The 14,819-nt window shown below is 65.1% G+C and carries 12 protein-coding genes; 2 read left to right on the top strand and 10 right to left on the bottom strand.

Annotated features, from left to right (window positions below; all coding sequences use genetic code 11):
• Window positions 1–62 precede the first annotated feature (62 nt).
• The 6 genes from rpoB to CFB24_RS02180 form a co-directional block, all read right to left on the bottom strand.
• Window positions 63–4,196: a DNA-directed RNA polymerase subunit beta gene (gene rpoB, locus CFB24_RS02205; RefSeq protein WP_088518924.1), complete on the bottom strand. Its 4,134-nt coding sequence runs from the start codon at window positions 4,194–4,196 to the stop codon at window positions 63–65.
• Between the two features lie 245 nt (window positions 4,197–4,441).
• Complete coding sequence (rplL, locus tag CFB24_RS02200) at window positions 4,442–4,816, bottom strand: 50S ribosomal protein L7/L12 (RefSeq protein ID WP_088518923.1); 375 nt, start codon at window positions 4,814–4,816, stop codon at window positions 4,442–4,444.
• A gap of 60 nt (window positions 4,817–4,876) precedes the next feature.
• A complete protein-coding gene (gene rplJ / locus CFB24_RS02195) occupies window positions 4,877–5,398 on the bottom strand; it encodes a 50S ribosomal protein L10 (protein ID WP_088518922.1) in 522 nt (173 codons plus the stop codon).
• Between the two features lie 625 nt (window positions 5,399–6,023).
• Window positions 6,024–6,722, bottom strand: coding sequence for a 50S ribosomal protein L1 (gene rplA, locus CFB24_RS02190; RefSeq protein ID WP_088518921.1), 699 nt, complete (start codon window positions 6,720–6,722; stop codon window positions 6,024–6,026).
• Window positions 6,723–6,725: 3 nt separating this feature from the next.
• Window positions 6,726–7,154: a 50S ribosomal protein L11 gene (rplK, locus tag CFB24_RS02185; protein WP_088518920.1), complete on the bottom strand. Its 429-nt coding sequence runs from the start codon at window positions 7,152–7,154 to the stop codon at window positions 6,726–6,728.
• 499 nt (window positions 7,155–7,653) lie between these two features.
• A complete protein-coding gene (locus tag CFB24_RS02180) occupies window positions 7,654–7,929 on the bottom strand; it encodes a hypothetical protein (RefSeq protein WP_141098317.1) in 276 nt (91 codons plus the stop codon).
• A gap of 270 nt (window positions 7,930–8,199) precedes the next feature.
• On the opposite strand from CFB24_RS02180, the gene CFB24_RS02175 reads away from it, so the two are divergent.
• Entirely contained in the window at window positions 8,200–8,790 is a 591-nt protein-coding gene (locus CFB24_RS02175) for a Crp/Fnr family transcriptional regulator (protein WP_158255334.1), read from the top strand.
• Window positions 8,791–8,869: 79 nt separating this feature from the next.
• Here the strand turns inward: CFB24_RS02175 and CFB24_RS02170 are convergent, their stop codons facing one another.
• The gene (locus CFB24_RS02170) at window positions 8,870–10,942 is read right to left on the bottom strand and encodes an elongation factor G (RefSeq protein WP_088518917.1); all 2,073 of its coding nucleotides are present in this window, start codon (window positions 10,940–10,942) and stop codon (window positions 8,870–8,872) included.
• A 219-nt stretch (window positions 10,943–11,161) separates the two neighbouring features.
• Here CFB24_RS02170 and CFB24_RS02165 point away from each other — a divergent pair, with 219 nt between their 5' ends.
• Window positions 11,162–11,953 (top strand): sulfite exporter TauE/SafE family protein, encoded by a 792-nt coding sequence (locus CFB24_RS02165; RefSeq protein WP_088518916.1) that lies wholly within the window; start codon window positions 11,162–11,164, stop codon window positions 11,951–11,953.
• Window positions 11,954–11,969: 16 nt separating this feature from the next.
• Here the strand turns inward: CFB24_RS02165 and CFB24_RS02160 are convergent, their stop codons facing one another.
• The 3 genes from CFB24_RS02160 to CFB24_RS23540 form a co-directional block, all read right to left on the bottom strand.
• Window positions 11,970–12,446: a cache domain-containing protein gene (locus CFB24_RS02160; protein ID WP_088518915.1), complete on the bottom strand. Its 477-nt coding sequence runs from the start codon at window positions 12,444–12,446 to the stop codon at window positions 11,970–11,972.
• Window positions 12,447–12,607: 161 nt separating this feature from the next.
• Window positions 12,608–14,320 (bottom strand): bifunctional protein-serine/threonine kinase/phosphatase, encoded by a 1,713-nt coding sequence (locus CFB24_RS02155; protein ID WP_088518914.1) that lies wholly within the window; start codon window positions 14,318–14,320, stop codon window positions 12,608–12,610.
• Window positions 14,321–14,496: 176 nt separating this feature from the next.
• Window positions 14,497–14,811, bottom strand: a complete 315-nt coding sequence (locus CFB24_RS23540) for a hypothetical protein (RefSeq protein WP_244593299.1) — start codon at window positions 14,809–14,811, stop codon at window positions 14,497–14,499.
• Window positions 14,812–14,819 lie beyond the last annotated feature (8 nt).

Here is a 14,819-nt window from a genome sequence, read left to right as displayed (position 1 = left end):
AGGGGCGTCCGCGCGCGGCCGCGGACGCCATGGGGGCGGGGAGGCGCGGCGCCTCCCCGAAATTACTCGGCGGCTTCGGCCGGCGGCAGTTCGTCTTCGGGCGACGGCGGATTGGACTGGGCCAGTTCGACATTGAGGCCGAGCGAGCGCATTTCCTTGACCAGCACGTTGAAGCTTTCCGGAATGCCCGATTCGAACGTGTCGTCGCCGCGCACGATGCTTTCATAGACCTTGGTGCGGCCCGCGACGTCGTCCGACTTCACGGTGAGCATTTCCTGCAAGGTATAGGCGGCGCCATAGGCTTCCAGCGCCCACACTTCCATTTCGCCGAAGCGCTGGCCGCCGAACTGCGCCTTGCCGCCCAGCGGCTGCTGGGTGACGAGCGAGTAGGGGCCGATGGAGCGGGCGTGAATCTTGTCGTCGACCAAGTGATGAAGCTTGAGCATGTAGATCACGCCCACGGTCACTTTTCTGTCGAAAGCCTCGCCGGTGCGGCCGTCATAGAGAACGGTCTGGCCGGACGCGTCCATGCCGGCCTTTTCCAGCATGTTCACGATGTCAGGCTCGCGGGCGCCGTCGAACACCGGGGTGGCGATCGGCACGCCGCGCGTCAGGTTCTGCGCGACTTCCACCAATTCGCCGTCCTCGAGCGCGTCGAGATCGTCGATCTTCGCCCCCGTGCCATAGAGATCCTTCAGCTTGTCGCGCAAGGGCGCGGCGTCCATGGACCGCTGGTAGGCGTTGACGGCGTCGGCCACCTGCTTGCCGAGATTGCGGCAGGCCCAGCCGAGATGGGTCTCGAGAATCTGACCGACGTTCATGCGCGACGGCACGCCGAGCGGGTTCAGCACGATGTCTACGGGGGTGCCGTCGGCGAGGAAGGGCATGTCCTCCTGCGCGAGAATGCGCGAGACCACGCCCTTGTTGCCGTGGCGGCCCGCCATCTTGTCGCCGGGCTGAATCTTGCGCTTCACCGCGACGAAGACCTTGACCATCTTCATCACGCCCGGCGACAGCTCGTCGCCACGCTGCAGCTTCTCGACCTTGTCGAGGAAGCGGCTTTCCAGCCCCTTCTTCGCTTCGTCGTACTGTTTCCGCATCGCCTCGATTTCGCCCATCGTGGCGTCGTCGTTGATGGCGAACACCCACCATTGCGAGCGCGGATATTCGTCCAGCAATTCGCGGGTCAGCGTCTGCTCTTTCTTGAACCCCTTCGGGCCGGAAAGCGCGACCTTGCCGATCAGCATGTCGGCGAGGCGGGCGTAGACGTTGCGGTCGAGGATGGCCTGCTCGTCATCGCGGTCCTTGGCGAGACGCTCGATCTCCTCGCGCTCGATCGCCTGGGCGCGTTCGTCCTTGTCGACGCCGTGGCGGTTGAACACGCGCACTTCGACGATGGTGCCGGTCACGCCCGGAGGCACGCGCAGCGAAGTGTCGCGCACGTCTGACGCCTTTTCGCCGAAGATCGCGCGAAGCAGCTTTTCTTCGGGGGTCATCGGGCTTTCGCCCTTGGGCGTGATCTTGCCGACGAGAATGTCGCCCGCCTGCACTTCGGCGCCGATATAGACGATGCCGGCTTCGTCGAGATTCTTCAGCGCCTCTTCCGAGACGTTGGGAATATCGCGGGTGATTTCCTCTGGGCCGAGCTTGGTGTCGCGCGCCATCACCTCGAACTCGTCGATGTGAATGGAGGTGAAGATATCCTCCTTCACGATCTTCTCGTTGAGAAGGATGGAGTCCTCGAAATTGTAGCCGTTCCAGGGCATGAACGCGACGACCACGTTGCGGCCGAGCGCGAGATCGCCCATGTCGGTGGACGGGCCGTCGGCGATGATGTCGCCCTTGCCGACCACGTCGCCCACGCGCACCAGCGGACGCTGGTTGATGCAGGTGGACTGGTTGGAGCGCTGGAACTTCATCAGGCGGTAGATGTCGACGCCCGGCTTGCCGGCGTCGAGTTCTTCCGTGGCGCGAATGACGACGCGGGTCGCGTCGATCTGGTCGACCACGCCGGCGCGCCGGGCGGCGATGGCGGCGCCGGAATCGCGGGCCACCACGCCTTCCATGCCGGTGCCGACCAGCGGCGCGTCGGCCCGCACCAGCGGCACGGCCTGACGCTGCATGTTCGAACCCATCAGCGCGCGATTCGCGTCATCGTTTTCGAGGAACGGGATCAGCGCCGCGGCGACGGACACCAGCTGCTTGGGCGACACGTCCATGAAATCGACGGTGTCGCGGGTGTGCATCACGACTTCGCCGGCCTGACGGCAGACCACCAGATCCTCAACGAGATTGCCCTGCTCGTCGAGTTGGGCGTTGGCCTGGGCGACCGAATATTTGCCCTCTTCCATCGCCGAGAGATAGACGACCTCGTCGGTGACGTTGCCTTCCTTGACGCGGCGGTAGGGCGCTTCGATGAAGCCGTATTTGTTGACGCGGGCGAAGGTCGCCAGCGAGTTGATCAGGCCGATATTCGGACCTTCCGGCGTCTCAATGGGGCAGATGCGGCCGTAATGGGTCGGATGCACGTCGCGCACCTCGAAGCCGGCGCGCTCGCGGGTCAGACCGCCCGGGCCCAGCGCCGACAGGCGGCGCTTATGGGTGATTTCCGACAGCGGGTTGGTCTGATCCATGAACTGCGACAGCTGCGACGAGCCGAAGAATTCGCGCACGGCCGCCGCAGCGGGTTTCGCGTTGATCAGGTCCTGCGGCATGACCGTGTCGATATCGACCGAGGACATGCGCTCCTTGATGGCGCGCTCCATGCGCAGCAGGCCGAGGCGATACTGATTTTCCATCAGTTCGCCGACCGAGCGCACGCGGCGGTTGCCGAGATGGTCGATGTCGTCGATTTCGCCACGGCCGTCGCGCAGGTCCACCAGCGCCTTGACCACGGCGAGAATGTCCTCGCGGCGCAGAACGCGCGTGGTGTCGGGGCAGTCGAGGTCCATGCGCATGTTCATCTTGACGCGGCCGACCGCGGAAAGATCGTAACGCTCGGCGTCGAAGAACAGCGAATGGAACATGGCCTCCGCCGAATCGATGGTCGGCGGCTCGCCCGGACGCATCACGCGATAGATGTCGAACAGAGCTTCCTCGCGCGAGGAGTTCTTGTCGATCGCCAGCGTGTTGCGGATGTAGGGACCGATGTTGATGTGGTCGATGTCGAGCAGCGGCAGTTCGTCGAAGCCGAGGGAGATCAGGGTTTCGAGCGACTTGGCGGTGATCTCGTCGCCGGCCTCGGCGAAGATTTCGCCGGTCTGCGGGTTGAACAGATCCTCGGCGATATAGTGGCCGTAGAGATCCTCGTCCACCGCGCGGATGAACTTCACCTTCTCGGCGAGCTGGCGCGCAGCGCGGGCCGACAGCTTCTTGCCGGCCTCGACCACGACGTCGCCGGTGTCGGCGTCGATGATGTCCATCGCCGCCTTCACGCCCTTGAGGCGGTCGGCTTCGAACGGCAGGCGCCAGCCGTCCTTCTCGCGCTTGTAGGCGAGCTTGCGATAGAACGAGTTGAGGATTTCCTCGCCGTCGAGGCCGAGGGCGAACAGCAGCGAGGTCGCCGGAATCTTGCGGCGGCGGTCGATGCGGGCGTACACGATGTCCTTGGCGTCGAATTCGATGTCGAGCCAGGAGCCGCGATAGGGGATGATGCGGGCCGCGAACAGCAGCTTTCCGGAGGAGTGGCTCTTGCCCTTGTCATGGTCGAAGAACACGCCCGGCGAGCGGTGCATCTGCGAGACGATGACGCGCTCGGTGCCGTTGACGATGAAGGTGCCGTTCATGGTCATGAACGGCATGTCGCCCATATAGACGTCCTGCTCCTTGATGTCCTTGACCGATTTGGCGCCGGTGTCCGGGTCCACATCGAACACGATCAGGCGCAGCGTCACCTTGAGCGGGGCGGCGAAGGTCATGCCGCGCTGGCGGCACTCGTCCACGTCATATTTGGGCGCTTCGAACTCGTATTTGACGAACTCGAGCAGGGAGGCGCCGGAGAAGTCGGAAATCGGGAACACCGATTTGAACACGGCCTGCAATCCCTCGTCGGCGCGGCCGCCTTTCGGCTCCTCCACCATGAGGAATTGATCGTAGGAAGCCTTCTGCACTTCGATCAGATTGGGCATGACCGCGACTTCGCGGATATGACCGAAGAATTTGCGGATACGCTTCCGGCCGGTGAACGTTTGCGCCATGTCGCTCCTCGCACCTCATTGCTGGCGGGTCCGAATTGACCTCCGCCCCTCCCGGAATGGTCGGCAAGGACCGGCCGGGGTCGCGCGGCGCCGCTGAAAAGCCCGGGGCCGCGCAAAATCCTGGAAGTTTTTTCCCGAGGTCTTCCCCCTCGCGCGCCCAGGGTTTTCAGCCCCCTGGGACGGCTCGACGGCCCCGGGGAGACCCCCGGGACCGCCTTTACGCAACAGGGAGAAAAACCCCCAAATTACTTGAGCTCGACCTTGGCGCCGACCTTCTCGAGGGCTTCCTTGATCTTCTTGGCGTCGTCCTTGCCAACGCCTTCCTTGACGGGCTTCGGAGCGCCTTCGACCAGGTCCTTGGCTTCCTTGAGGCCCAGGCCGGTGATGGCGCGGACTTCCTTGATGACTTCGATCTTCTTGTCGCCGGCGGCGGCGAGAACGACCGTGAACTCGGTCTGCTCTTCGGCCGGGGCGGCGGCGGCGCCAGCCGGAGCGGCGGCGACGGCGACGGCGGCGGCGGCGGAGACGCCCCACTTCTCTTCGAGCATCTTCGCCAGATCAGCCGCTTCCAGAACGGTCAGGGCGGAGAGGTCGGAGACGATCTGTTCGAGGTTAGCCATTTTCTTAGTTCCGTTGTTTGAAGTTTGGTTCGGTTAAAGGTTTGCTTCGCCAGCCACGCCTCACGCGGCGGCTTCGTCCTTCGCGGCATAGGCCCCGACCACGCGCGCCAGCTTGCTGGCGGGGGCGGTCGTGAGCTGCGCGAGCTTGGTCGCCGGGGCCTGGATGAGGCCAACCAGCTTGCCGCGCAGTTCGTCCAGGGACGGCAGGGTCGCAAGCGACTTCACGCCATCCACATTAAGGGCCGTGGTCCCCATGGCGCCGCCGAGGATGACGAACTTGTCGTGATCCTTGGCGAAAGCCGCAGCGACCTTGGGCGCCGCCACCGGATCGACCGAATGGGCGATCAGGGTCGGGCCCTTGAGAAGGGCGCCGATGGAGGCGACGTCAGTGCCGTCGAGGGCGATCTTGGCGAGGCGGTTTTTCGCCACCTGCACGTTCGCACCAGCATCGCGAGCCTGCTTGCGCAGTTTCTGCAGCTGGGCGACGGTCAGGCCGGAATATTTCGCCACCACGACCACGCCCGTCTTCTCGAAGACGTCATGGAGCGTGGCGACGGCTTGTTTTTTTTCCGCTCTGTCCACAGTGCTCTCACTTCAATTGACGGAATCATCGCTGACTCCGCCGGTTGCCGACATGCCGCGAAGCACTTACACTCAAGCGTCGCGGCGCCGATGCGCCTGTCCCCACTCGGATCGCGCCGGAGCGCCTCCTGTGGATCAGAGGGTTCGAACCAAACTCATGTCCGGCGGTTATCCCGCCAGGAAATCCGGTCTTTCCCCGTCTATGCTGGCCTCGCGCAATGGTTTGCGCGACGATTAAGCTCTTCCCTTACGGCAAGAGCGCCGGCAGTCTCGGACAGGACGGGGCTGAAGGCGGGAGCCAAAGCTCAAACTTTCAGCCCATCCACCGCCAGCAGCGCCTGTTGACGCTACGAGCGGAAGCTTCAATGTTCCCGATTGGGCCCAAGGGAAGCGGCAAAACCTTAGGCGCCGATCCAGACCCTGCGGCCCGGGGCGCCCAAAAATCTTGTTCGCGGCTTTCATCCGACCAAAGCGGAATGGCCCTTTGCGACCTGAACGGGAAACCGAGGATCGCTACATCCCCGAAACACATCTTGTAAACGTGTTCGTCCCGCCTGCCAAGAGGGGCGGAACGAATTTTTGCAAATTGTCAAGCGCTCCGACGCAAATTCACGTCAAGCGCTATTTAGTGCTGCGTGAGCGAAATGGAAGACGGATCAACCTTTACGCCCGGTCCCATGGTCGAGGAAATCGCCATGCGCTGCAGATACGAGCCCTTCGCGCCGGCCGGTTTGGCCTTGGCCACGGCGTCGACGAAAGCGGTGATGTTTTCGGCCAGCTTCTCGTCGCCGAACGAGGCCTTGCCGACCGAGCCCTGCACGATGCCGGCCTTTTCGACGCGAAACTCGACAGCGCCGCCCTTGGAGGCGACGACCGCGGCCGCGACATCCATGGTCACCGTGCCGACCTTCGGGTTCGGCATCAGGCCGCGCGGGCCGAGCACCTTGCCGAGACGGCCGACCAGCGGCATCATGTCCGGGGTGGCGATGCAGCGATCGAAGTCGATCGTGCCGCCCTGAACGATGGACACCAGTTCTTCCGCGCCGACCACGTCCGCGCCGGCGGCCTTGGCTTCGTCAGCCTTGGCGCCGCGGGCGAACACGGCGACCCGAAGGGTGCGGCCGGTGCCGTTGGGCAGGTTGACCACGCCGCGCACCATCTGGTCCGCGTGCTTGGGGTCCACGCCCAGGTTCAAGGCGATTTCGATGGTCTCGTCGAACTTGGCCGAAGCGCGTTCGCGAACCAGCTTGATGGCTTCGGCGATGGGATAGAGCTTGGTGCGCTCGATGCCCTCGCGAGCCTTGGCAATACGCTTACCGCTCATGGCTTACCCCACAACTTCCAGGCCGATGGACTTGGCGGATCCTTCGATCATCGCCATGGCGGACTCGACGGAATGCGAGTTCAGGTCCGCCGCCTTCTTCTCCGCGATTTCGCGGATCTGGGCGCGGGTGACCTTGCCGACAAAGCCGCGACCCGTGGTCTTGGAGCCGGACTTGATGCCCGCCGCCTTCTTGAGGAAGAAGGTGACCGGCGGCTGCTTCATCTCGAAAGTGAAGGAGCGGTCGGCATAGGCGGTGATGATGACGGGGATCGGGGTCCCCTTTTCCATCTGCGCGGTCTTGGCGTTGAACGCCTTGCAGAATTCCATGATGTTCAGGCCGCGCTGACCGAGCGCGGGACCGATCGGCGGCGACGGATTGGCCGCGCCGGCCGGAACCTGAAGCTTCACGTAACCCGTGATCTTCTTTGCCATAATGGCTGCTCCCTAAGGACGATTTGTCGCGACGTCTTGAAGACGCCGAAACAAAAATGCGCGGCGACGGGTGTCCCCGGTCCGCGCGGGTTGCAGGTTGCGGTGCGGTTCATGACCCGGCTGGCGACCGGAAAACCTCCCGCATATGTCGCCTCCGCTGAGGAGGCTTGGCGTCTCTATAGGGAAATATGAGACTTGACAAGTAGAAAAGACGTCTGCGCCCGGAAAAGGTCGATGCGGCGCGCCCGATCGGTCAGGCCGCGATCGCGATCGGCTGGCTCTTTTCGAGAATATATCGAGACGATCCTGGGCGGGCCGTCGGCGCGCCGGAGAATGTTTCGGCGTATGTTTCCGGCGCGGCTTGCGTAGCCGTGAAGCGCGTCGCAACGCGCCTCACGGCGTGCAGCGCGCTGCACCGGTCTCCTGACGCGTCAGTAAGGCCCCCCACCCAGTCCTGAGTCCGGGGTGGCCGGGGTCAAACCCGGCCCGCGCGGCGCGATCAATGCTTGTCGCGCATTTTCAGGGCGGAGAGCGTGGGGGAGTCGAAACATTCGCCGCCGGCGAGTTGAGCCCATTCGGTCAGGGCCGAGGCAAGCAATTCGGTGGCCTCGCTGCCGGTAAACCGCCGCGCCTTGACCAGCATGCGCATTTGCAACGCCAGATAATGGGCGTTGACGACCGTTTCCAGCAAGGCGCTGCTATCTTCGCCAGAATCCGGACCGTCCATTGTGTCCAATCTCCTGGTCTGGTCGTGCAATTCCTCCCCGACCTTCATGCTCAACTCCCCAAAAAAGTGCCATTTGCCCCAGACCATGCTATGGCGAAATGCTCGGATTAAATGTTAAGTTTCGACCAATCATCGCAATGGCGGAGCATTTCGGCTGCATTCCGTTTCGCAATTTGACGTGTGGACTCTATGAACGCTAAGGCAATTGACGTTCCAGCTATAATACAAGCCTGCCCGGTATTTGGGCGACTGAGCGAACAGGAACGACGCGAACTCTGCGGAAAAGCAAGAGTTGAACATTATCATGAGAGGACATTGTTGACCGATCGTGAGGATCGACCTGAGTATTTACGCTATGTTGCTCATGGCAGCCTGGATTATGTGCTGTCGACTGCTGATGGCGGTTTTTCCTACCTGCCAATTCTGCCTGGGAAGTGGATGAGCTGGATCGGCGTGTTCGGGACAGCGCCGATGATGTGCGACCTGTGGAGTTCCGCAAATGCGACTCTGGTGGCCATTCCGGCGCGCGACGTGCAGCGTTTGGTGGGACGCAATGCCTCGGCGCTGCTCGCCGTGGTCGATATGGTCGGGGAGTGGACCCGTCTTTTGACCGGTTGGGCCTTGTCCTTCGCCGCCTACGGGCCCGAAAAGCGCCTGGTCTACCTGTTGCTTCTGGCGTCGTCCGACGCCGTGGCGCTGGCGAAGGAAGGGCAGGCGGCGCCGGTCACCCAGACGCATATCTCGCAATTCGGCTTCGGCTCGCGCCAAAGGGTGAGTCGTCTGCTGCGCAGTCTGGCCGACAAGGGGCTGATCGAAATGAAATATGGCGGCGTGATGATCCCGTCGCGCGCGCGCCTGGAAGCCTATTTGTCGGAAGACAAGGCGCACGGCGGCGCCTCGCGCGGCTGACGGGCGGCGGCGCGGTAAAAAAACGGGCGTTCTGGCGAACGCCCGCTTTCGGGAATGCGAAACCGCCGGAGCGCGCGATTCAGTGCGCCGGCGCCCTGGCCGCCGCCCGATGCGCGACGATGGCGTCGGCCGACTTGCCGATCATTTCGGCCCAATGGTCGAATTTCTGGGTGAAGGAGCCGACACCCGCCGTGGCGGAGCGCAGCTCGACGATGAAGCCCTCCATGTCGGCGCCGGGGATCAGGGCGTTCAGCACGTCCCATCCCTCCCAGTCCGGGCGCGCGTCATAGCCGAGAATCTGGCCGCGTCGCGCCGAAACGATCGCCGTGATCTTCGACAGGCACTCGCTCGGGGCGGTGATCTCCACCGCCAGCACGGGCTCGAGCAGCACTGGCGCGGCCTTGCCGAGCGCTTCGGCCACGCCGAGGCGCGCCGCCGTGCGGAACGCCATGTCGGAGGAGTCCACGGTATGGTACGAGCCGTCGGTCAGCGTGACCGCGACGTCGACCACCGGGAAGCCGAGCGGTCCATGCTCCAGCGCGTCGCGGCATCCTTCCTCGATCGCGCTGAAATAATTGCGCGGCACCGCGCCGCCATGCACGGTTTCCTTGAAGACGAAGCCCGCGCCGCGGGGCAGGGGCGCGACATCGAGCACGACGTCGCCGAACTGTCCATGGCCTCCGGATTGCTTCTTGTGGCGTCCGCGCACATTGGCGGTCTGGCGGATCGTCTCCTTGTAGCCGACGGCGGGTCTTTGCGTCTCGACGACGACGCCGAAGCGAGCCGCCAGACGCTCCAGCGCCACGCGCACATGCATTTCGCCCTGGCCGTTGAGGCGCATTTCGCCGGCCTCCTGGTCGTGGACGAACACCAGCGAGGGGTCTTCCTCGCTCAGCTTGGCGATGGCGGTGGCCAGCCGCGCCTCGTCCTTGCGCTCCTTGACCGTCACCGCCAGCGCATAGGCCGGCTGCGGCTGGGCGACGGCGGGGACGACCGGCGCGGGAACGCCGCCCTTCGCGTCGCCGAAACTGTCGCCGGTGGCGATATGGTCGAGCCGGCCGAAGGCGACGCAATCGCCTTCCTCCACCTTGGGCTGCTTGGCGCCCGCCAATCCGATCAGGCGGGACAGGCCGGACACGCGGTCTTCGCCGCTGGCGCTTTTCACAGCGGCGCCGTCCGCGAACGCGCCGCGCAACACGCGCGCGAAGGTGAGCTTGCCGCCATGGGCGGTGTGGATGGTCTTGAGCGCATGGGCGAGCGGCGCGCCCGTGTCCGAAACGCCAAGCCGCGCGCGGGTTTCGGCGACGCACGGCGCCTCGTGGCGCAACGCCTTGAGCAGGCGGGTGACGCCATGGCCCTCCGCCGCCGAGCCGATCAGCACCGGGGCGACCTTGCCCTGGCGCAGGTCGCGGGTGAGGCCGTCGAAAATCTGGTCGCGCGGCGGCTCGATGTCGGACAGCAGTTCCTCCATCAGCGCGTCGTCATAGTCCGCCAGCTTTTCCAGCATGGTGTAGCGCGCTTCCTTCTCGCTCGGCAATTCGCCGGCCGGCACGTCCACCACCACGGAGGGGGCGTGTTCGCGATAGACGAAGGCGCGTTCGAGCGCGAGGTCGATGAAGCCGGTGACGATGCCGTTCTGCCAGATCGGGATCTGGCGCAGCAGCAACGGCGTGCGCGAGGCCGGTTGCAGCACCCCCAGCGCGTCGCGGATGCGCAAGGTGGCGGCGTCGATCTTGTTGACGAACAGGACGCGCGGAAGGGCAAGATCCTCAAGTTCGCGCAGGATCACTCGCAAGGCGGGCGTCTTGCGCTCGTCGGCCTCGCAAACCACTACGGCGGCGTCGCACAGCGGCAGGACGTTGCGGGCCTCGTGCGCGAATTCGAGCGAGCCGGGAAGATCGACGAAGGTGAAACGGTCGCCGAGATAATCGACCGAAGCGATATTGGCCTCGACGCTGGCGGCGTGGGCGCGCGCCTCGGGGCTGGAATCCCCCACGGAGGAGCCGTCCCGCACCGAGCCCTGGCGGGCGAGCGCGCCGCCGCGGGTCAGGAGGGATTCAAGCAAGCTTGTCTTACCGCTCTGGAACGGGCCCACCAGCGCGATCAGGCGCGGGCCCGAAACTCTTCTGTCGCCGGGCAGAACTTCGCTCATGTCAGCCTCCTTCGGCTTCCTCCGGCCCGAATTTACGCGGGGCCTTGTCGCAAATATTTCACTTTTGGCGCTTTTTGCCAATGATCAAGATCATGGCCCGCCGGTAAGCTTCTGACGAACCGTCATAAACGCGGGCCGAGTCTGTTCGGCGCCGCAAGAAAATATTTGACTATTTCACTAGACAAAATATTCTGCAGCTCTGGATGGGAGCTGCGGCCGATGCCTTGGAATGGAATTCTGGAATGGCCCTTTGTTTTTTCGGGGCTTTTGGTTGGCGGCATGGTCGGTTTGACCGGCGTGGGCGGCGGCTCGCTGATGACTCCGCTGCTGGTGCTGCTGTTCGGCGTTCATCCGGCCACGGCGGTCGGCACCGATTTGTTCTATGCCGGCATCACCAAGATCGCCGGATCGACCGTCCACGGCGCCAACAAGACCATCGACTGGAAAGTGGTGCTGCGTCTTGCCAGCGGCAGCGCGCCGGCGGCGCTGCTCACCCTGTTCGTTCTCGGGCATATGGGCTTCAAATCGGGGCAGGCCGGCTCCGCCATTTCCTGCGCGCTCGGTCTGGCGCTGTGGCTCACCGCGCTGTCGCTGCTGTTCCGGCCATGGCTGGTGGCGCGCTTGGCGCCCCGGTTCGACAAGCTGTCTGACCGCGTGATCGCCGGGCTGACCGTGGCGCTCGGCGCCACGCTCGGCGTCCTCGTGACCATTTCCTCGGTGGGCGCCGGCGCCATTGGCGTGACGGTGCTGCTGATGCTTTATCCGCGCATGCCGACGCTGCGCATCGTCGCCTCCGACATCGCCCATGCCGTGCCGCTCACGCTGATCGCCGGGGCCGGCCATTGGGCGATGGGGTCGGTGGACTGGAGCATGCTGGTTTCCCTGCTTGCGGGCTCGATTCCCGGCGTGGCCCTGGCCAGCGTCTTCGCCTCGCGCGCGCCCGACAAATTGTTGCGCGGCCTGCTCGCGGGCGTGCTGGCGCTGGTCGGGGCGAAGCTCGCCTTGCAGTAACGACACGGTCGGCGGGCTAGTTGTAATAGCCCACGCCGCAGGCGAACTCCTGGTTCACCCTCGTCACGTAGCTCGTCTTGAGGGCGGGCTTGGGGTCCTTCGGCTTGGCGAACAGATAGTCGACCTCGGTGATCTCGCCTTCCTTCTTTTGTCCGGCGGCGTAGATCTCCTGGCCATAGGCCTTGCCGGTCTCGTCCTTCAGCGTTCTCACGTCCTGGCCGAGCAGATCTTTCGCATTGGCGTTGCCCATGGCGACGAACTTGCCGGTGTCGGCGTTGACGCAGAACACGTAGATATTGCCGTCCATGCCGGTAAGGAATTTCCCCTTGCCCTGGTTGAACGTCTCGAAGGCCTGCTTGCTGTCGGAACTCACCTCGGCCGCCGCGGTCATCAGCATGGCCTTGGCGATGAATTTGTCCGCCGGATGAGCGAACGCCGGCGAGAGCGCGAGCACCGCGCCAAACGCCGCGACAACACTATTCTTGCGCACCATGTCGTTTCCTCCGCATCGCCTCGCGCCGCCCGGTCAATCCGGCGCCTGTCCCGGCGACGCCGGCGACTTTAGCGCGAGATGGCGCGAGCGGGCAGCGCCGCGAAACTTAATTAGCTCTGATGAAGCTGTTTGTTCCCGCCTTTCCGGCGCGGCCCGACCGTCTAATGACGGGGCGCGAGCGCGATCGCCAGCAGCACGGCGAGCAGGGCCGAAACGGCCTGCCAGAACAGCAGCGGGTTCTTCTGATAAAGCGCTTTCTTCGGCGGCTCGGCGGGTCCGCCGCGCTTGACCCCGTTTTCGATCTCGAAGGCGAATTCGAGCACGTCGCCATAGCGGCGCGCGGGATCGACGGCGATGGCGCGGGCGATGGCGCCTTCCAGCCACGCCGGCAAATCCGGTCGCCGCGCCGCGAAGGACGCCGCTTTGCCGAAGCGCGGCTTGCTGAACGGCTCGATCTCGCCATACGGATATGCGCGCGTGAACAGGCGATAGACGGTGACGCCCAGGGCGAACAGGTCGGTCGCCTCGTCGCCGCGCGCGCCGGCGAAAAGCTCGGGCGCCATATAGGAGGGCGTGCCGGGCGCATGGTCGTCCGGAAAATCTTCGAGCTGCGGCAGCCTGGCCACCCCGAGGTCGAGCAGCTTCAGCCCGCCGTCCCTGAGCAGCATGACATTGTCCGGCTTGACGTCGCGGTGAATGATGCCGGCGCGATGCAGGGTGACGAGGGCGCGCGCCATGCGGGTGGCGAGCCGCGCGCCCTCGTCGAGGCCGATGGGCGGATCGCGCTGAAGGCGCGCCTCCAGCGTCTCGCCGTCGAGAAAGGGCATGGCGGAATAAAGCCGCGTCTGCCGCTTCGGGGGCAGTTCGATGGTCTCGCCGATCCAGGGGCTGCGCACGCGGCTGGCGACGAAAGCTTCGTTGAGGAAGGCGCGCCGGTAAACCTCGTCTTCCGCGACATCGGGTTTGGGGAATTTCAGCACGACCTGTCGGCCCGCGCGCAAATCCTCGGCGCGCATCAGCCGGGCGTAGCGCCCGTCGGACAACAGCGCGTCGATGCGGAAATCGTCGATGACCGCGCCGGGCTCCGGCGCGTCCGGCAGGGGCAGGCTTTCGAAGCTTTCCGAAATTTCCTCGGCGCTGGCGGGCGGCGTGTCGAGAATATCGACCACCAGAACGGTGCAATTGTCGGCGCTACCCGCCGCGAGCGCGGCTGCGACCACATCCCCGGCGGTGCGCTCGGGCGTGGCGCGCTCGACCAGAATGCGCCGGAGTTCGGCCTCGCGCAGACTGCCGTGCACGCCGTCGCTGCACAGCAGGAAGCGTTCGTGCGGCCGCAACGGAAAAGTGTGATGGTCGATGCGCAGGTTCAGCTCGACGCCGACGGCGCGGCGCAGCACGTTGAGTTCGCCGCGCCCGAGCACATGGTCTTCGGTGAGTTGTTCGAGCGCATTGTCGCGCAGCCGATACAGCCGGGAGTCGCCGACATGCACGCAATGGCCCGTCCGTCCATCGAGGATCAGCGCGGTGAAGGTCGTCGCCATGCCGGCGCGTTGCGGATCGACGCGGCCTTGCGCCACGATCCAGCCGTTGATGGCGTCGAGGGCGCGGGCGGCGGCCTGCCGCACGCCGAGCGGCGCGGGCAGGCTGAAAAAACCGTCGAGAAAGCCGCGCACGCAAATTTCGGCGGCGTCGCGGCCGCCCTTGCGTCCGCCGACGCCATCGGCCAGCGCAGCGACGGTGGCGCGGCGCGCGTCGACGCGGGGCCTGCCGATGCGCGCGGCGGCGTAATCCTGATTGTCGGCGCGTTTTCCGGTTTCGCTGGCGAAGCCGATTTCAAAGCGCAGGTCGTGATCGAAACGGTCGAGGCGGGACATGAAGGGCCGGGACGTGGCTCCCTCTCCCCGCGTGCGGGGAGAGGGCGGGGGTGAGGGGGAGCCGGGCGGGGGGCTCAGCATTCAAGCTGGTGAGACTGTTCTGCAAGCATTTTTCAGCGGCGCGCCCCCCTCACCCTAACCCTCTCCCCGCATGCGGGGAGAGGGAATTGGCGGCGTCAAATCCGGGCGCCGGAGACCGCGCCCCAGGTGGTGCGCCAGCGCGTCTTCACGAAGGTGAGGCCGGCGACGCCCAGCAGCGCCAGCACCGAGAAGAACAGGAATCCGGCCATGAAGCCGCCGGTCATGCCCTTCGAGGTCGCCAGCGCCTTGGCGAGGAAAAAGCCGCCCAGGCCGCCCGCGAAGCCGACGAGGCCGGTCATCACGCCCACCTCGTTGCGGAAGCGCTGCGGCAGCAGCTGGAACACCGCGCCATTGCCCATGCCGAGGCAGAGCGTGCCCACCGAGAACAAAGCGACGGCCAGCCAGCCCATCGCCGGAA

Source organism: Rhodoblastus acidophilus (assembly GCF_900187365.1).
Lineage (GTDB): Bacteria > Pseudomonadota > Alphaproteobacteria > Rhizobiales > Beijerinckiaceae > Rhodoblastus > Rhodoblastus acidophilus.
The sequence above is the reverse complement of the archived record's forward strand: the minus strand, read 5'-3'. Positions and strand labels throughout refer to the sequence as shown.